Raw genomic sequence first — 17,719 nt, forward strand, 5'->3', positions numbered from 1 at the left:
CGGAGCGGCGTCTTTTTTACGGAGCTGCGTCCGGACGACGGCGGCGGTCGTCATCGCGAACGCGTTGCAGGCTCAGAGCACTCGCGACAGCAGCACGTACAGCGTCGCCGACAGCAGGATGGCGGCCGGCAGCGTCAGCACCCAGGCCATCAGCAGGTTGCGGATCGTGGCCATCTGCAGGCCCGAGCCGTTGGCCGCCATCGTGCCGGCGACACCCGACGACAGCACGTGGGTGGTCGAAACCGGCAGGCCGAACATGTCGGCCGCGCCGATGGTCGAGGCAGCCACCAGCTCGGCGGAGGCACCCTGCGCGTAGGTCAGATGTGACTTGCCGATCTTCTCGCCGACGGTGATGACGATGCGCTTCCAGCCGATCATCGTGCCAAGGCCGAGCGCGATCGCAACCGCGACCTTGACCCAGTTCGGAATGAACTTGGTCGCGCTATCGAGCGAGCCTTTGTAGGCGTTGAGCTTGGCAACATCGTCCTTGCTGAGGTCGCTTTCCTTATCCTTCATCAGGAAGCGGATCGCCTCGGACGCCAGATACATGTCGTTGCGGGTATTGCCGACGGACTCGGCCGGCACTTTGCTGAGCGAGCCGTAGCGCTGCACCTGCTCGCCGATATCCCTCACCAGCACCGCCAGCGACGGGTAGGTGCCTTCGCTGATCTTGTGCTGCGACACGTATTGCGTCACCGCGGGGCGGGGATCGCCGATGATGCTGTAGCCGGCGCCTTTCGCCGCGATCACGGCCGAGGCGGCCGCCGAGGTCTGCTCGAAATGCGCGACCTGGGAATCCGGCAGCGCACGGTTGAGCGCGTAGGCGGTCGGCACCGTGCCGATCAGGATCAGCATGATCAGGCCCATGCCTTTCTGCCCGTCGTTGGAGCCGTGGGCGAAGCTGACGCCGGTGCACGTGAGGATCAGCAGGCCGCGGATCCACCACGGCGGCGGCGCGTTGCCTTCCGGCGCGGAGTACAGCTTCGGATTGCGCACCACCAGCTTGAGCAGCAACAGCAGGATCGCGGCGCAGACGAAGCCGACCAGCGGCGACAGCAGCAGCGCGTAGCCGATTTCGGTAGCCTTGCCCCAGTCTACACCCGAAGTGCCGTCGCGGCCGCGCATCAGCGCATTGGCGACGCCGACGCCGATGATCGAGCCGATCAAGGTGTGCGAGCTCGAGGCGGGGAGGCCGAAGTACCAGGTGCCGAGATTCCATAGGATCGCGGCGATCAGCAGCGCGAACACCATCGCGAAGCCGGCGCTTGATCCGACTTGCAAGATCAGTTCGACCGGGAGCAGCGAGACGATGCCGAACGCCACCGCACCGGTGGAGGTCAGCACACCGAGGAAGTTGAACACGCCCGACCACACGACCGCAACTTCGGCGGGCAGCGAGTGGGTGTAGATCACGGTCGCGACCGCGTTGGCAGTGTCGTGGAAGCCGTTGACGAACTCGAAGCCCAGCGCGATCAGCAGCGCCACCAGCAGCAGCAGATATGGCAGATACGTCGTGACGCGGACGCCGGTCGCTTCGACGTCGACATAGATGCTGTAGGCCACGAACAGAATGCCGACACCGAGGACCCCGAAGAACAGGATCATCGTCAGTGGATTGAAGCCTTTGTCCAGGTTCGGCCGACCGGCCGGCTGAAGTGGCCCGTTGTCGTCGATTGCTTGATTGATGGTGAAATCGGTCACGCTACGCCCCATTTTATTTAATGGCGCGATACTCTCCCCGCGATCTGACACTCCGATGACACTTGTTAGTCACCCGGATGTCGGTAGGCACGCGAAGCGACAGCGACGAACGGTGCGCGTGGGTGGGTCAGAAGCGAATTGCAAGTGATGACGACCGCGCTGCTGCATTGAATGGCGGGCAAGCTGAAGCTGCCACCCTTGCCGAAGTGTGGGCGGTCGATCCTCTGATCCTGTGCCGATCCGTCCTTCCCGAAAGTCCCGATTGCGCCTCGGCGAACGTCGATGCGGTGACCGTCTCGGCATTTCGGCGCGCATGGCGGCTTTGGGCGATCTGCTGGTGGGGTGGCACGGACCGGCTGTGATCAAGAGAGCGCGCCATCATCTCAGCGACACTGTGCGCGGCTGGGGCTGCTTCATCATTGGAGCGCAGGATATGAGCCTGCGGGAGCGGCTGGCGGCCATTCGCCCTTCGCCGACGATCCGCATTTCGGCGTTCGCGAATGGGCATGGTTTGCGGTGCGTCCTGCGATCGCTGATCGTCTGGACGATGCTTTCGCGATCTTATCGGACTGGGCGGCCGATCCTTCCGACCGCATCCGCCGCTTCCCCAGTGAGGCGACACGGCGCCGCGTGTCTGGCGCAAACATATCGCGGCATTCAAGGCCAATCCTGAGCCTGGCCGCGTGCTGCTCGATCCGCTTCGAGCTGACCCGTTGGTCTATGTGCAGGATTCAGTCGGCAACAGGCTCAACGATGCCGCCGAGACGAGGCCCGGTTGGGTGCACCACGTTGTCGATGAATGGCTCGCGCATTGCCAGGCGAGCGCAACGCAGAGGATCGCGATCGGGTGCTGCGTTCGGCTGACCAGTCTTGATGTGCGGAAGGAGCAGCGACACCGCACAGTGCGCAGCAACGCTTGTTCGCCGTCTGGTGTGCGCCTGACCGCGAATCCCTCGATGCCCTGATGGCCAGCATCTCAGCGTCCGGATGGCACAGCTATTTCGAGACCGTGAATGCCGTTGTGGCAGTCTTGGAACTCACCGCGCATCTCGGGCAGCTCGACGCCTGAAACGGGTACAATAGGCAGAGGAGTTTGCGGGGCGGTGTGATCGAAAAACGTTGGTGCGATCGCCGCAAAACCCAAACAGGGCCTTTGTCTCGGTGGAGGCGCGACTCGGCAGGCGTCTGAGCGACCTGAGAGATAGGTGACAGTCCGTACCGGAGACATGGGTAACACTTTTCGCGTTTTGGCGGGAGGTGTGGATGCCGTGGAGAAGGTGTTCGGAGATGGAGGAACGGTTACGGTTCGTGGCTCGCCTGCTCGAGGGCGAGGGCATGAGCGAGGTGTGCCGGGAGTTCGGGATTTCCCGCAAGACTGGCTATAAGCTGTTCAATCGCTACAAGGACGAAGGGCTCGACGCGCTGACCGATCGCTCGCGGCGGCCGGTGCGCTACGCCAACCAGCTCCCCGATGCGGTGGAACGGCTGATCGTCGCCTGCAAGAAGGAGAAGCCGTACTGGGGTGCCCGCAAGATCAGGGAGCTGCTGATCAAAAGGCTCGCCGGCGAGGTCCGCGTGCCGGCCAGGAGCACCGTCCACGCGGTGCTCGATCGGCACGGGCTGGTGGCACACGCCCGCAGGCGCCGCAACCGGGCGGAGGGCACGCCGCTGTCCGAAGCCATCCGGCCGAACGATCTGTGGTGCGTCGACTTCAAGGGCGAGTTCAAGCTCGGCAACGGCCACTATTGCTCCCCCCTGACGGTCACCGATCAGGCCGCGCGCTATCTGTTGTGGTGCGAAGCGCTTGAATCGACCCGCGAGGCCGGCGTGGTTCAGGCTTTTCAAAACCTCTTCACCCAGAGCGGCCTACCGGTCGCGATCAGGAGCGACAACGGGCTCCCCTTCGCCAGTCCCAACGGCCTCTACAACCTGTCAAAACTGTCAGTCTGGTGGCTGCGGCTCGGCATCGCCATCGAGCGGATCAGGCCCGGGCACCCGCAGCAGAACGGCCGCCACGAGCGCATGCATCTGACCTTGAAGCAGCAAACGACCCGCCCGCCGGGCGCCAACTTCCTGCAACAACAGCAGCGATTCGACGCCTTCGTCAGCGAGTTCAACACCGAGCGCCCGCACGAAGCGCTCGCCATGCGGACCCCCGCAGACCTCTACGCACCATCACCCCGGCGCTATGCGGGATTGCCGGAGGTCGACTATCCTTTCCACGACAAAGATGTGCTCGTCACCGCCTGCGGCCGGATCTGCATGCATCGCAAGAAGATCAACATCTCAACCGTGATGGCCGGTCAGCGGCTCGGCATCAAGGAAGTCGACGACGGCATTTGGCTGGTCAGCTTCATGCAATACGATCTGGGATACATCGACCTGGAACAGAAAACCTTGCAGACCATCGACAACCCGTTCGGCACGAGGTTGTCACCCATGTCTTAAGAACGTTCTGTCACCGATGTCTCAGGTCTGGACAGTCGCAAAACTGGCGGAGACGGAGGGATTCGAACCCTCGATAGGGCTTTACAACCCTATAACGGTTTAGCAAACCGCCGCCTTCAGCCACTCGGCCACGTCTCCGGTGCGCTCGATATGCCCGACACGGTCGCGGCTCGCAAGCGGGATTGCGAAGATTGCACCGCGACCTTTGGGCCTGTGCACGAGAATGTCGGCGCGACGCGGGGCAGGGCGCTTGCATTTTGCCGGTTTGCAGCTCCGGCGGTGTCTCGGAGACGTTCGGATTCGTCCCAGCAGAGGAATCGATTCTCAGGGCTCCGCCCTTGCAGACCGCGTATTTGCCGCTTGGCGGGCGGCTCATCCACCGCGGCCCGACTGTTGCAGTGCGGCATTGCCCGCCGCACTCGATTTAAAAAATGCAATTAAAACAGATGGTTGTGTCAGCCGTCGGAAACGGGTGAGTGCTATTTGTGCAACACCCCTCCCGAAAACGGGGCCACAGCATGGCTCCCTTGTTGCTTGTGCATCACTGTTAGGTAATTGTCGTGGTGCGACGGAGGGGGGCATCCCGAGGTCGCCCCGTAATAGGTGGTTCGCTTAAGTCCCTCGCGTTCAGCGGGTGTGTCCAAAGGCGCGAAGCGGCTAGGCGGGTTTCTGGGATTAAGGGACCACAGCGGGTGCTTGCACTTTGCGGATCGGAACCTTCCCGACAGAGCAACTTGGAGGTTTACATGAACATCGTTAAGGGCCTGTTCCTCGGCTCAGCAGCGGCGCTTCTCGCCGTCGGCGGCGCGCAGGCGGCCGATCTCCCGTTGAAGGCCAAGGCGGTCGAATACGTGAAGGTCTGCTCGATCTACGGCGCGGGCTTCTACTACATCCCGGGTACCGATACCTGCATCAAGCTCGGCGGCTACCTGCGCGCCGACGTGACCATCGGTGGCGGTTCAGCCTTCAACATGCCGGCCTGGAACGGCAACGCTGGCCAGAAGAACCGCCTGTCGAACGACTACATCTTCCGGTCTCGCCAGGATCTGAACATCGACACCCGCACCGCGACCGAATACGGCGTGGTCCGCACCTACTTCGATGCGGTCTTCAACTGGACCACCGGCACCGACACGGTCGCCAACGGTCATCTCGGCGTGTACTACGCCTTTGTACAGTTCGCCGGCTTCACCTTCGGTAAGGCGGTGTCGCAGTTCGACACTCCCTGGACCGGCTATCCGGGCAACAACACTTCGTTCCTGATCGGCGGCTACGACGACGTCACCGGCATCAACCAGGTGTCGTACACCGCGGAATTCGGCAACGGCGTGTCGGCCTCGATCTCGCTCGAAGATCAGTCGTCCTACCTGCAGTCGGCTCTGTACAATACTTCTAGCCCGGGCCTGAGCGCGACAACGCAGTCCACGTTCAACGCCGGATGGGCTTCTGGTGTGTACGGCACCAACTCCTACGCCGGCACCTCGATTCCCGACATCGTCGGCAAGATCCGTGTCGATCAGGCTTGGGGTCTGTTCCAGGTTTCGGCCGCGGCGCATCAGGTTCGCGCCAGCTACTACAACCCGGCGCTTGAGACCTCCGGTCATCCGAGCGACACCTGGGGCTACGCGGTCCAGGGCGCTCTGTCGCTCAAGAACCTGCCGACCGGCCCCGGCGACAGCATCAACATTACCGCGACCTACGCGAACGGCGCGACCCGTTACGTGCTGGGCGGCGTGAGCCCGAACTCGTTCGCGATCTATGGCAACTCGGGCGTGGGCTATCAGAGCGTTGCCTTCGCGGGTGCGGCTGACGGTGTGTTCGATGGTCTGAACAACATTGTTGGCAGCAGCATTCAGAAGACCAATGCTTGGGGCGTGCGTGGTGCGTTCAACCACAACTGGAACCCCTACTGGTCGACCTCGCTGTTCGGATCGTACACCTCGATCGACTACAATGGGACTGCAACTGCTCTGATCTGTGCGGGTGGTGCGGCCGCCGGTTCGGTCACCTACACTCCCGGCTCGAACTGCAACCCGGACTTCCGGATTGCTCAGGTCGGTACTGTTACTCGCTGGACTCCGGTCAAGAACCTGACCTTCTCGGGCGAAGTGCTTTACACCTATCTGGATCAGGCTAGCTCGGGAACGGTTGTTCTGGCCGGCCCTGGTGGTACTAAGCCCACCAACCAGACTTACGAGCTTAAGGACCAGGGCGTCTGGAGCGGCAACCTCCGCGTTCAGCGCAACTTCTGATCCCCGCTTCTCGAAGCGCGAATCTGACGAACCCCGGCGGGCAACCGCCGGGGTTTTTCGTTATCGCCCAAATTCGGAGTCTCTCGTCGCGGGCAGATTGCGTGAATTCAGTCTCTGCCGCGGCGATTGGCGGGACACCGGGTATGCTTGCACCGGCGTCTCTCTCAAGGGAAGGCGGCGAGGTAATGCCGTCAGTACGACGGAGTTCGCGACAGAGCGATCACCGGGAGCAAACTCGAAACTCTGTGATGCGTTGGGGCCGCTGAGCAGGAAGCGCTGGAAGAAATGCCGACCGGCAACACGCCAGCGCCGCTATTCGGTCCCGACGCCGGCGCCGCGGCGGAGGTCGGCTTCGATCTGCAGACGGTGACCGCCGCCGAAACGGGCACGATAGACCTGCAAGTTTTCGATGATCCGCTGCACGTAGTTGCGCGTCTCCGCGAACGGAATCAGCTCGACCCAATCCACCGCGTCGACCTTCGGATCGCGCGGATCGCCATAGCGCTCGACCCATTTGCGGACGCTGCCGCGGCCGGCGTTGTAGCCCGCAAAGGTCATGATGTAGGAGCCGCGATAGTCTTCGATCAGGCCGCCGAGTTCGGCGGCGCCGAGCGCTGCGTTGTAAACCGAATCGGTTTTGAGGCGCTGTAGATCGAAGGTGCAGCCGTGGCGGCGGCAAACGTACTTGCCGGCGTCGGGCGTCACCTGCATCAGGCCGTACGCATTGGCGGGCGAGACGACGGCCGGATTGAAGGCGCTCTCCTGACGGGCGATCGCATAGACGATGGCGCGTTCGACGTCGGGGCCTACCGAGCGGAACTGCGGAATGCCGTTGACCGGGTAGGCGTAGTGATCGAACGGCAGACCGCGATTGAGTGCGGCTTTGCCGACCAGTAGCATCGCGCGCGCATCGTTGCGCCGTTCTGCGACTTCGCTCAGTCCAATCAGTGCGTCGACATCGCCGTTCTCGCCGACATCGGCGAAGATCGGAATCGCCATCTCGCCTTCATCGATCGCATAGAGCAGGCTCACCGCGCGGACGATCTCAAGCCGGTCGGCGTTGCGGCCACCGGATGGCGGACCGTTGAGATCGAGCTGCGCCAGACCGAGCTTCGCGCGCGACAACTGACCGTAATAGCTGGTGGAATGCGCCGCCGATGCCGAGTAAGCGGCGCGCGCCTCCTGGATGCGCCCGGCTGCTTCCGCGGCGCGGCCCTGCCAATAGCCGGCGCGTGCGAGGGCTGTGGGGTTGGTGGTGTCGCGGCCAAGGCGTGCGAAGTGCTGCGCGGCGGTGGCGGGATCATTCAGGAACCGCAGCGCGATCCAGCCCGCAGTGAACTCATGCTCGGTCTTGTAGATCGCCTTTGTCGGCGTCGCCGCATCGCGCGCCACCAGATAGGCGAGGCGATAATCGCCGATGTCGATCAGCTTGCGCGCGACCAACCGGCGCTCGATCCACCATTCGTCGAGATTGTGCAGCCGGGCCGGATCGCGTGGCACCGTCAGCATCAGCCGTCCGGCCTCCGCGATCATGTCGTCGCGGCGCAGAACTTGGATCTTGCTGAACAGAAAGCCTGGGTCGTGGTGTAGTTCGGACGGGACGGCGGCGAGCAGCGCCTTGCCGTTCGATGCTTTCTTGTCGACCGCGATCCGCGCCCGCGCGAGCGCCAACTGAGCGGCGCCGAGGCGTTTGGCGGCGCGCAGCGCCGGGCCGAGATCGTCGCCGTACAGGAACGAATCCATCCGCGCTTTGTGGTCGCTCGGCGTGATCAGCGGTCCGAACAACTCCATCGCGGTGGTTTCGGTCGCCTCCGACATGGTGTCGTTGCGCCAGGCGTCGCGCACCAGTTGCTCGGCGGTGCGGCGGTCGCCGCGCGCCAGCAGGGCGCGTGCCAGCGCCAGTTTGCCCTTGCCGGTCGAAGGGCGCTCGTCTTCGAAGTAAGCGAGCACGGCGGAATCATCGCGCCGATCGTCCCACAGCGCGGCCTCGGCGCGGCGGCGCAGGAAGCTCTGCGACGGCCAGCTCGGATTGGCGCGCACGAACGCCGCATAGCGTTCGACGCTGGCGCCGTTGTCTTCGCTGCGCAGGATCACCCATTCGGCAAGCTTGCGCGCGACGGGATCGGAGATGGTGTTGGCGACCTCGGTGGCTTCGCCAGCCCTTTTCTTGCGGGCGAGTTCGATGACGTTTTCGAGCGCGCCGGCATCGGCGGAGGAAGTCGATGCGGTCGCAGCGATCGCAGAGCGCGTCGCCGGCTTGTGCAGCGCTGCGGCGGGCGGCCTCTGACGCATCGGCTCGACCGCTGCAGCAGGGCTGGTGACGGGGAGCTTGGTCGAGGGGCGAGGATCGGGAGCCGGCAGCGACTTCGCAACGTTCTTGGGGGCGGCACTCCGCGCCAGCGGTCGCGGCTTCGGCAGCGGCACCTTGCTGGCGGCGTCGGCAGCCTCGATCAATCCCGCAAAGCCCAAGCTGAGCGCCAGGATCGCGGTCGACGCCTTCAGGGCGACCGTGAAGGGCAGGCGGCGTTGTGATGATGAAGATGGATGCAAAACGCTGCGGCCTCCCTGTGGGGGCGATTCGGTGATTCTGGCAGTATCGCCGGGGGAAGTGAAGGCGCCCCATGGGCGAGGGCACTTCGCTTGCAGCGATTTGGGGGCGAAAACACGGCAAAACGATCAACGCTCGGTGAGTCCGATCGCCGCAGGTTTGCAGCGTGCCAAACAAAAGCGGCGCCCGTGAAGGCGCCGCTCGTCGAGACGATAAGGGTTTTACTATGGGCAGGGATGCCGGCGGCCGTCGTAGCCGAGATATGTGCCGGAGGCCGGGTCGTACGATTTGTACCGACGCCGGCAGTAGGCGTCGCCGCCATCGTCGTCCGGCGCGACAGTTACGGTCGGCTCGTCGTAGTAGCCGTAGTCATACGGGTCGCCATAATAACCGTAAGAGTAAGGGGCTCCCCAGGCACCGCCAACGGCGACACCCGGCCAATACCCGCCGCGCCAGCCGCCACCGTGCCAACCGCCGCCGTGCCAATGCCGGCCGCCGCCACCGTGCCATCCGCCGCCGCCTTGCCAGCCACCACCGCCACCTCCGACTCGCGGGCCGACTGGGGCTCCACGGGCGATTGCCGCGCCGGCCAGGCCGCCGCGGCTGATTCCGCCGCCAGCGAACGCGGGACCGCCGCCGCCGCCGCGGCCCATCCCCATCGCAGGACCGCCGCCGCCGCCGCCAGCTACGGCGGGACCACCGCCGCCGCCACCGGCCGGCGCGCCACCACCGCCACCACCCGCCACTGCGGGACCCTGCGCGAAGCTCGGCGTCGCCGTCAGGGGAAGGGCGATGGCCAGCGCGGCCACGGCACTCAAGGTTCTCAAATTCAACATCATCGGCTCCATCGACGGGATTGGCTTGGAACGCCCGCGGTCTCAACCCGGCTGGATCGCCGTCGTTCCCATTCCGCCGCTTATCGGCGAAAGCTGATCCCATTCAGTTGTATAAGGGCTGAATGAATTGCGGTGATTTTGCGGAACCTGGCCGTGGCGCTTGTTCGCAGGCATTCGCAACGGCTGGACAAGCGGGCCCGCCGGTGGCATCAGGGACTCTGTTGTCGCCGCCAAGGATGCGCCGAGATGAAACTGTTTTTGCTGCGGATTTTTACCTGGTGGAACGGCTTCACGTTCGGCACCCAGCTGTGGACCTGGCGGTTCGGCGAGCTGGTCGGCACCGACGATCAGGGCAACCGTTACTTCCGCACCAAGGGCGGCAAGATCGACCCGACGCTGGGCTTCGAGCGGCGCTGGGTGCTGTACAACGGCTATGCCGAGCCGAGCCGCGTCCCGCCGGAATGGCACGGCTGGCTGCACAACGTTGTGGATGTGCCGCCGACCCAGGAGAGCTTCACGCCGCGCGAGTGGATGAAGCCGCATCAGCCGAACCGGACCGGCACGCCGTTGGCGCATCGCCCGACCGGCTCCACGCTGTCGACCGGCCGCCGGCCGAAGGCGACCGGCGACTATCAGCCCTGGACCCCGGGCGCCTGAGGCTTCTCGCTTCCGCGGCGGCCTGACAGGTCGCCGCCTTCAATCGCGTGACAGCCGATCGGCCGCACGCTTGACGGCGTCGATACGGCGCTGACGCGCCCCCTGCATCCGCTGTTTCAGCAGCGCCACCACCTCCTGCGGGGCGGTGTCCGGCGAACCGGCGTTGAACGGCGGCGCCGGATTGTACTCCAGCATCAACTGGATCGCCTGCGCGGTCGGGCGATCGGCCAGCAGCTCCGCCAGCGTCAGCGCAAAATCGATTCCGGCGGTCACTCCGCCACCGCTGACGCGATTGCGGTCGATGCAGACCCGCGACCGCTCCGGAATCGCCCCGAACGCCGCCAGATCCTCCAGCGCCGACCAATGCGTCGTCGCGCGGTAGCCGCGCAGCAGGCCCGCCGCGCCGAGCACCAGCGCGCCGGTGCAGACGGAGGTGAGATAGCGCGCCTGTTCCGCCTGCTGCCGCAGGAAGGCGAGGGTGTCCTCGTCATTGACCAGATCGTCGGTGCCGGCGCCGCCAGGCACGCAGATGACATCGAGCTGCGGGCAGCGGCCGAAGTCGATGGTCGGCGGCAGCATCAGCGCGGTGTCGCTGGTGACCGGGGCCATTGTCTTGGCCACCAGATACACTTTCGCGTTCGGCAACCTCGAGAACACCTGCAGCGGCCCGGTGAGGTCGAGCTGCGTCAGGTTCGGAAACAGCAGCAATCCGATGGTCGTGGTGGTCATGATGGTCTCCGTGAAACGGCCTGGCGCGCATCAGCGCTTGACGGAGCCAATCTGGCATGCTCGGCTGTTGGCCGAAATGGCATATTTCCCTCGTTTTCGGACAACCCCTCAGCGAGGCGCTTCATGATCGGCGTGCTGATCTATCCGGATTTCCAACTGCTCGATGCCGCAGGGCCGATCGCGGCGTTCGAGATCGCCGCACGCTACGCGAAGATGGCGCCTGCCATCAGAGTGATGGCGGCAGAGGCCGGAGCGGTGCGTAGTTCGTCGGGCGCCGAGCTGCTGGCGCGCGGCCTGCGCCATGATCGGGCGATGCGGACGCTGATCGTTGCGGGTGGTGAAGGGGTTCGCGCGGCGGCGCAATGTCCACGGCTGCAAGCGTTTCTGAAGGCCGCGGCGAAACGCGGCCGCCGCATCGCGAGTGTCTGCTCGGGCGCCTATGTGCTGGCCGAAGCCGGACTGCTCGATGGCCGGCGCGCCACCACGCATTGGGGGCGCAGTCGTGACTTCCGCACGCGCTATCCGCAGGTTCGGCTGGAGCCGGATCGGATCTTCGTGCGCGACGGCGAGGTGTGGACCTCGGCCGGCATCAGCGCCGGCATCGATCTGGCGCTGGCGATCATCGCCGAGGATTACTCCGATGCGATCGCCCGCGACGTCGCGCGGCAGTTGGTGGTGGCGCAGCGGCGCGCCGGCGGTCAGTCGCAGTTCTCGTCGTTGATCGAGCTGCAGGCGCCGTCCGGGCGGTTCGCCGGACTGCTGTCGTGGATGCGCGAACATCTGGACACGCCGCTCACCGTCGAGCAATTGGCCGAGCAGGCGGGGATGAGCACGCGGCATTTCGCCCGCGCGTTTCGGGATGAAACCGGCACCACGCCGTCGAAGGCGGTGGAGCGGCTGCGGCTCGAAGTGGCGCGCAGCCGGGTGCAGGCTTCAGGTGAAGCGATCGAGTTGGTCGCACAGGCCACCGGCTTCGGCGATCCGGAGCGGATGCGCCGCGCCTTCATCCGCGCCTTCGGTCACCCGCCGCAGGCGCTGCGCCGCGCCGCGAAGGCGGCGTGACGATCGCTGCGGCTCCAAGGGTCAGGCCAACACCTGCGCGGTCTCGGCGTGAATCCGTTCGGCTGCGGCGTTGAGCGCCGTCATCGCCTGGGTCAGCTCGGGATAGACCTCGTCTTCGATCGTCACGACGCCGTAGTTGGAGTCCTCGCCATCCCAGCGGCCTTGCGCCGGCTGGTCGGCGTGGACGAACCAGTGGTAGCCGATCAGCGCCGGATGGCGCAGCGCCGCGGTGGTGTAGCGCATGAAACCCGCAGCGCGCTCCCGCTGGGTCGGCATTCGCGGTCCGGCGCCGTGCGTATTGGGGAGTCCGGCGTCATCGCCGCGGAACGAGTATTCGCCGATCAGGCACGGCCGCCCGGTTTCGGCGTAGCCGTCGATTACTGCGTCCGGCAGCGGATCGTAGCAATTGACGCTGATTACGTCGCAATATCTGCCGGTCGCTTCGACGACGTCCTGCGGCGGCACGTAGGCGAACCTAGCGCCGAGCACGAGGTGATTGGGATCGGCCGCACGGATCGCAGCGGCGCTGACCGACAGATAGCGCTCGGCCAGCAGCCCGGCGAAGGCATCGCAATCCGCGAAGTAAGCGCGCGCGATCGGATCGTGCTCCTGCGCCCGATCGTTGGTGAAGAAGTTGCGGCTGAACGGCGGCGGCTGCAGCGGCGCGGCGGCGAGATCGTCCCACGATGAGAGAGCGCATTGCCACGCCGCATTGAACTGATCGATGCCGTCGTAGCGGTTTTTCAGCAGCGCCAGCGCGGCGCGCCGCGAGAATGGCGCGTCCATCGCGCGAAGGATAGTCGGCAGCAGTTCGTTTTCGCCGCGCCAGTCCGGTCCCCACGGCAACTCGTTATCGGTGAACCAGCCGAGCACGTGCGGATCGTCGCTCTGCGGCGTGCAGACCTTGCGCGCGTGCGCGCGGGCGAACTGCTCGAACTCCGGATCGAAGATGTCGCACAACGGCCAGCCGCCGCGCTGTTCGCCGAAGGCGGTCGCGACATAGACGACGCCGGCGGCGGAGGCGAGGGGCACGGCGCCGGCGCCTGCGACCTCCGGCTCAGACCAGGCGCCGAGTGTGTTGAAGCCCCAGGAGGCGAGGCGGTCCGCCGCGACGCGGCGCCACGCTTCGCGGCTGCCGTATTTGCGCGTGCAGGCTTCGCGATACGGCCGGCGATCCGTGCCCTGAACGTTGTCATGGTCGAACTGTACCGAGACCACGCCCTTGGACAGAAATCGTCCGCCGTCAGGATCGATGAACCACCACACGCCGTCGATCTGTTCGGTTCGGAAGAAACCGCTGGCCTCGACCTTGTGATCGGCAAGGCCGCCCCAGCGCGTGCGTGCAAGTTCAGTCATTCCGTCGTGACGACCGGCGCCCGCGCGCCGCTGCTCCCTGTTGACCCCGCAAATCCTCGGACGGCTGGAGCGCGGTCACGTTGACGCCGGTCAATGCCGGCCTGCGGCTAAAGCGCCTTCAGCCAGTCGCCGATCTCGCGCACCGCGACGTTGGCTTGCGGCAGCAGCTTGCCCATGGTGAAGAAGCCGTGGAATTGCCCCGGATAGGTCCGATGCACCAGCGGGACGCCGGCGTCGACGAGGCGGCGGGCGTATTCGTCGCCTTCGTCGCGCAGCGGATCGGCGCCGGCGGTGATGACCAAGGCCGGCGGCAGGCCCGCAAGGGTCTCGGCGCGCGCCGGCGAGGCGCGCCAGTCCTCGGCATCCTGCGCGCCGCCGAGATAGTGATCGCGAAACCAGCGGATCACCGAATGCGTCAACAGCACGCTGGTCTCCGGCTCGCTGTGCGACGGATGCCGCATCGAGAAATCGGTGGCGGGATAGATCAGCACCTGACCGGCGAGCAAGGGGCCGCCGTGATCGCGGGCATGCAGCGCGACCACCGCGGAGAGGTTGCCGCCGGCGCTGTCGCCACCGACGCTGAGCTGTTCTGGATCGATGCCGAGCTTTTTGGCGTTGTCCGCGATCCAGCGCGTCGCGGCGATCGCGTCGTCGACGGCCGCGGGGAATTTGTGCTCGGGCGCGAGCCGGTAGTCGACCGAGATCACCAGCAGTTCGCCATCCTGAGCGATGCCACGGCAGACGACGTCGTGGGTCTCGAGATCGCCGATCACCCAGCCGCCGCCATGAAAGAACACCAGCGCCGGCGCCAGACCCTCGTCCTGGCGGAGTTTGTTTGGGGTGTAGAGCCGGGCCGGGATATCGCCGGCCGGGCCGGGGATCGCGATCGAACGGACCGACGCCATTTCGGCCGGATCGGGATTGCTGACCAGCCGCGCCGCCGAGTAGTAGGCGCGGGCTTCGTCGGCGGTGAGTGTCTCGTAAGCCGGGCGTCCGGCGTCTTGGAAGGCCTTGTAAACGGCAGCGGCGTCGGGATCGAGCTTGGCGGGCATGGGGCTTCCTCGTGCTTCCCGGTTCGAGCCGGGGCCTGCTTATTCGCCGGCGGTAGGCCCGCCGGGATTTGAAACCAATATCTCAGGAGTTCCTCGCAATAGCCAGCCGCGTCGACCGGAGCGGCCACGCCCTTTCCCCGCCGTATTCCCCGTGTTAACCGGGAGGCCAATGCGAGCGGCCCGAAGCTGTAGAATGTCGCAAGCCTGATTCGTCGATTGAAGCCGCGCGGAATGTCCCGAAGCCTGAGCCTAGTCGGTCTTGCGGCGTTGATCGTCGCCCCGTTGATCGCGTTTGCGCCTCCCGCGCAGGCGCAGATCGGCAACATCTTCTCGGATCCGCCGCCGCGGCCGCCGGGAACGGTGCCGCGTGGCGCGCCGCCGCCTGCCGACGACGAAGAGGAAGAGGTGCCGGATCTGCCGCCGCAGGGGCGGGTGCTGCCGGCGCCGGGTCGCGCGATGCAGGGCTCGGCGATGCCGGGACCGGTGCAGTCGCAGCCGTTGCCGCCGCCGCCGGGCTCCACCGTGATTCCGCAGAACCCGCCGCCGGCCGCTCAGCAGCCGGCGGATCCGAACGCCGGTGTCGCCAACGCGCCGGCCGCGACCAATCCGCTGCCCGGTCTGCCGCCGGGCCAGCGCCAGCCGCGCGGCACGCCGCAGGCCAATCCGCCGCCGGCCCCGGCGACGCTGCAGCCGGGCGACGAGATCGTCACCGAGCCGCCGGCGCAGAAGATCGTGAACAAGAAGGCGAGCTTCGCCGGCCTCGACAAGATCACCGGCCGTACCATCAATTTCGACGCCGACATCGGCGAGACCGTGCAGTTCGGCGCGCTGCGGGTGAAGACCGACGCCTGCTACACGAGGCCGTCGACCGAAGCTGCCAACACCGACGCCTTCGTCGAGGTCGACGAGATCACGCTGCAGGGCGAAGTGAAGCGGATCTTCTCGGGCTGGATGTTCGCGGCCAGCCCCGGCCTGCACGCGGTCGAGCACCCGATCTACGATATCTGGCTGACCGACTGTAAGGACCCGGAGACCTCGAACGTCGCCAGTGCCCAGCCGGACGCGCCGAAGCCGGCCGCGCCGCCGCCACAACAGCGCCGTCGCCAGCAACAGCAGTCGCAGCAGACGCTGCCGCCGCCGCCATCGCTGCAGCAGCCAGCGCCGCAGCCCCAGCGCCCGCAACGCCCCTTGCCGCCGCCATTCCCGGGCTTCCAGCAGTAAGCGCGCTCGGGCCTCCGAAAGATCGGAGCCGGCGATTTCGCTGATGGCCGAGGGTTCAGCGTTGCCGCCAACGGCCGTGAACGGCGTAGTCCGCTTCAGGCAGGGAAGGCATGAGCGCGATTAGCAAAGTTGGCCGCGCGTGAGCCTGTGCTTGCTTTCGCACTGGCAGCCCTTGCGACGGCCGCCAGGCGATCACCGCTCAGTTGCAGAGCACCTGAACAGTGAAGATCTTCGCGAGGTCGGCGATCGCCTCGGGCGCAAGCTCGCGCGTGCTCACCTTGCCGGTCGGAACTACACCGCTGGAATCGAGGAAGTTGGTCGCGATGCCGGTCTTGATCGCAAAGTTGACGTTCTGTGGAATGTCCTTGGTCGCGGCGGCGATGTTCAAGGCATTGAGCTTCGAGACGATCACGCCGATGACATTGCCATACTTGTCCAGCAGCGGACCGCCGCTATTGCCCGGCTGAACCGGCGCCGAGATCTGAGCGAGCCGGGTGTCGTCTTCCATTCCGGTCGTGGCGGTGATTGCGCCGGCGGTGAAATTGCCGGAGGTCGACAGGATGCCGGTCAGCGGGAAACCGAAGACATAAACGGCTTCGCCGAGCCGCATCTGCGATCGCAGGCCCGGAATCGCAGCCGGTGACGACGCCGTCTTCAGGATCGCAAGATCGTTGGTCTTGTCCTTCGCGACGAGGGTAGCGCTCACGGCAGTTCCGCCTGGAGGCAGCACGTTGATGGTCGAACACTCGGCGATGACGTGGTGATTGGTCACGATATGGCCGCTGTCCGAAACGTAGAAGCCAGTGCCTGAGCTCTTGGTATGGCGTTTCGGCTTGGAGTCTGTTGAAGGCTCGTCGCGGGTATCGCTCTGCGCCGTCATGAACGCCTTCTGGCACGACAACACCGCTTCGAGCGCGCGTCGCGAGCCATCCAACGACAGCGCTGCGACGCGGCGCCGATTGAGGAAAACGCCGACGCCGCCGGATTCGGCCAGCTCCACCATGAACTCGGTCTTGAGATTGCCCGAGAACACACCCTTCTCATTGCTTCGCTCAAAGCCCATGAACTCGCCGTTCCACCGGGTGCGACCCATGACGAGTTGCATATCGTACTGGCCGTCGACCTCGACCGACGCCCAGCGCGGATTGGTGAAGGCGATGTAGGCGCTCGGCTTGTCGCCTGCGAAGCCGAACCAGACCGTCGTTCGATCCTGATAGGTCGCCGCGGCAAGGCAGCCGCCGACGCTCTTGCTGAATCCGACGTCCCAGCCCGAGACCTTTCCGAACGATTTATCGATGTTGAGGTCGCCGCAGCGGGCCTCCGATGCGCAGGCAATCGATCCGACCAGCATCAGTGCAGCAATCGTCCGCGCGAGGATGTCCTTCCGCGGACGAGGTTTGCGGGGCGGGTACACGAGCCGCGCTGCGAATGTTGTGTGCTTCATCGGCCTTCGCGCAGGAGAATGGCTGCGCCTCTGGTGGAGGTGCCTTTGTCCGGCGGCAGACGCTTAGTCCCTGGCCGGACGTGTTTTCGAAGCGGCGACGCCGGCGAACGGGTCCGCCATCGAGGCCTGTGACGGCGTCGGACGCGACCGGTGCGCAACGTGCCGGCGATGACGCGCAGACCGATAGACGCGCGGCTGTTGTTGCTGCGCGATGCCGTTGGCGATGATCGCTGCGGCGGCGACGCCAGCGAGCGCGCCGAACACGGCAACGCCATCGCGCGCGACGGAACGGGTTGGAAAAGAGATCACAGCGATCGCAACAGCTGCAGCCAGCAGAGCCGGCGAGATACGCAATGACGTTTGGTCCAATGTTCTTTTCAGCATGACAGTCCCCAGATGCCCTGCCTTCGATT

Annotated in this window: 14 protein-coding genes, 1 tRNA gene and 1 pseudogene; 7 read left to right on the forward strand and 9 right to left on the reverse strand. The window is 65.6% G+C overall.

Going from position 1 to position 17,719, the window contains the following annotated elements; genetic code table 11:
- Positions 1-72: 72 nt before the first annotated feature.
- Entirely contained in the window at positions 73-1,713 is a 1,641-nt protein-coding gene (locus tag VRZ08_RS07425; protein ID WP_414532143.1) for an inorganic phosphate transporter, read from the reverse strand.
- A 110-nt stretch (positions 1,714-1,823) separates the two neighbouring features.
- Between VRZ08_RS07425 and VRZ08_RS07430 the strand changes: the two genes are divergently transcribed.
- The 3 genes and pseudogenes from VRZ08_RS07430 to VRZ08_RS07440 all read left to right on the forward strand — a co-directional run bounded on the left by VRZ08_RS07430 (position 1,824) and on the right by VRZ08_RS07440 (position 4,149).
- Positions 1,824-2,063, forward strand: a complete 240-nt coding sequence (locus tag VRZ08_RS07430) for a hypothetical protein (protein ID WP_414532144.1) — start codon at positions 1,824-1,826, stop codon at positions 2,061-2,063.
- A 536-nt stretch (positions 2,064-2,599) separates the two neighbouring features.
- Positions 2,600-2,770: pseudogene (locus VRZ08_RS07435) on the forward strand (DUF6616 family protein); the annotation flags it as partial.
- 194 nt (positions 2,771-2,964) lie between these two features.
- The gene (locus tag VRZ08_RS07440; protein WP_414532186.1) at positions 2,965-4,149 is read left to right on the forward strand and encodes an integrase core domain-containing protein; all 1,185 of its coding nucleotides are present in this window, start codon (positions 2,965-2,967) and stop codon (positions 4,147-4,149) included.
- Positions 4,150-4,193: 44 nt separating this feature from the next.
- Here VRZ08_RS07440 and VRZ08_RS07445 read toward each other — a convergent pair.
- Positions 4,194-4,287 (reverse strand) — tRNA-Ser (locus VRZ08_RS07445).
- Positions 4,288-4,895: 608 nt separating this feature from the next.
- Here VRZ08_RS07445 and VRZ08_RS07450 point away from each other — a divergent pair.
- On the forward strand, positions 4,896-6,401 hold the full coding sequence (locus VRZ08_RS07450; protein ID WP_414532145.1) for a porin: 1,506 nt from the start codon (positions 4,896-4,898) through the stop codon (positions 6,399-6,401).
- 312 nt (positions 6,402-6,713) lie between these two features.
- On the opposite strand, the gene VRZ08_RS07455 is transcribed toward VRZ08_RS07450, so the two are convergent.
- Positions 6,714-8,951 carry a transglycosylase SLT domain-containing protein gene (locus VRZ08_RS07455; RefSeq protein ID WP_414532146.1) on the reverse strand — a complete coding sequence of 746 codons (2,238 nt, stop codon included), beginning with the start codon at positions 8,949-8,951 and terminating at the stop codon, positions 6,714-6,716.
- A gap of 222 nt (positions 8,952-9,173) precedes the next feature.
- On the reverse strand, positions 9,174-9,785 hold the full coding sequence (locus tag VRZ08_RS07460; protein ID WP_414532147.1) for a BA14K family protein: 612 nt from the start codon (positions 9,783-9,785) through the stop codon (positions 9,174-9,176).
- A 246-nt stretch (positions 9,786-10,031) separates the two neighbouring features.
- Here VRZ08_RS07460 and VRZ08_RS07465 point away from each other — a divergent pair, with 246 nt between their 5' ends.
- On the forward strand, positions 10,032-10,442 hold the full coding sequence (locus VRZ08_RS07465) for an NADH:ubiquinone oxidoreductase subunit NDUFA12 (protein WP_011157971.1): 411 nt from the start codon (positions 10,032-10,034) through the stop codon (positions 10,440-10,442).
- A gap of 39 nt (positions 10,443-10,481) precedes the next feature.
- Here VRZ08_RS07465 and VRZ08_RS07470 read toward each other — a convergent pair whose 3' ends face one another.
- On the reverse strand, positions 10,482-11,171 hold the full coding sequence (locus VRZ08_RS07470; RefSeq protein ID WP_263988331.1) for a DJ-1/PfpI family protein: 690 nt from the start codon (positions 11,169-11,171) through the stop codon (positions 10,482-10,484).
- A 123-nt stretch (positions 11,172-11,294) separates the two neighbouring features.
- Between VRZ08_RS07470 and VRZ08_RS07475 the strand changes: the two genes are divergently transcribed.
- Positions 11,295-12,233, forward strand: a complete 939-nt coding sequence (locus VRZ08_RS07475) for a GlxA family transcriptional regulator (RefSeq protein WP_414532148.1) — start codon at positions 11,295-11,297, stop codon at positions 12,231-12,233.
- A 21-nt stretch (positions 12,234-12,254) separates the two neighbouring features.
- Here the strand turns inward: VRZ08_RS07475 and VRZ08_RS07480 are convergent, their stop codons facing one another.
- Both VRZ08_RS07480 and VRZ08_RS07485 read right to left on the reverse strand, forming a co-directional pair.
- Positions 12,255-13,589: an agarase gene (locus VRZ08_RS07480; protein WP_414532149.1), complete on the reverse strand. Its 1,335-nt coding sequence runs from the start codon at positions 13,587-13,589 to the stop codon at positions 12,255-12,257.
- Positions 13,590-13,696: 107 nt separating this feature from the next.
- A complete protein-coding gene (locus VRZ08_RS07485) occupies positions 13,697-14,641 on the reverse strand; it encodes an alpha/beta hydrolase (RefSeq protein ID WP_414532150.1) in 945 nt (314 codons plus the stop codon).
- 231 nt (positions 14,642-14,872) lie between these two features.
- Between VRZ08_RS07485 and VRZ08_RS07490 the strand changes: the two genes are divergently transcribed.
- Entirely contained in the window at positions 14,873-15,862 is a 990-nt protein-coding gene (locus tag VRZ08_RS07490) for a DUF2155 domain-containing protein (protein WP_414532151.1), read from the forward strand.
- Between the two features lie 199 nt (positions 15,863-16,061).
- On the opposite strand, the gene VRZ08_RS07495 is transcribed toward VRZ08_RS07490, so the two are convergent.
- Positions 16,062-17,306 (reverse strand): S1C family serine protease, encoded by a 1,245-nt coding sequence (locus tag VRZ08_RS07495; RefSeq protein ID WP_414532152.1) that lies wholly within the window; start codon positions 17,304-17,306, stop codon positions 16,062-16,064.
- A 63-nt stretch (positions 17,307-17,369) separates the two neighbouring features.
- On the reverse strand, positions 17,370-17,690 hold the full coding sequence (locus tag VRZ08_RS07500) for a hypothetical protein (protein WP_414532153.1): 321 nt from the start codon (positions 17,688-17,690) through the stop codon (positions 17,370-17,372).
- Positions 17,691-17,719: the final 29 nt, after the last annotated feature.

The sequence above is a fragment of the Rhodopseudomonas sp. G2_2311 genome (assembly GCF_047501505.1).
GTDB lineage: Bacteria > Pseudomonadota > Alphaproteobacteria > Rhizobiales > Xanthobacteraceae > Rhodopseudomonas > Rhodopseudomonas palustris_H.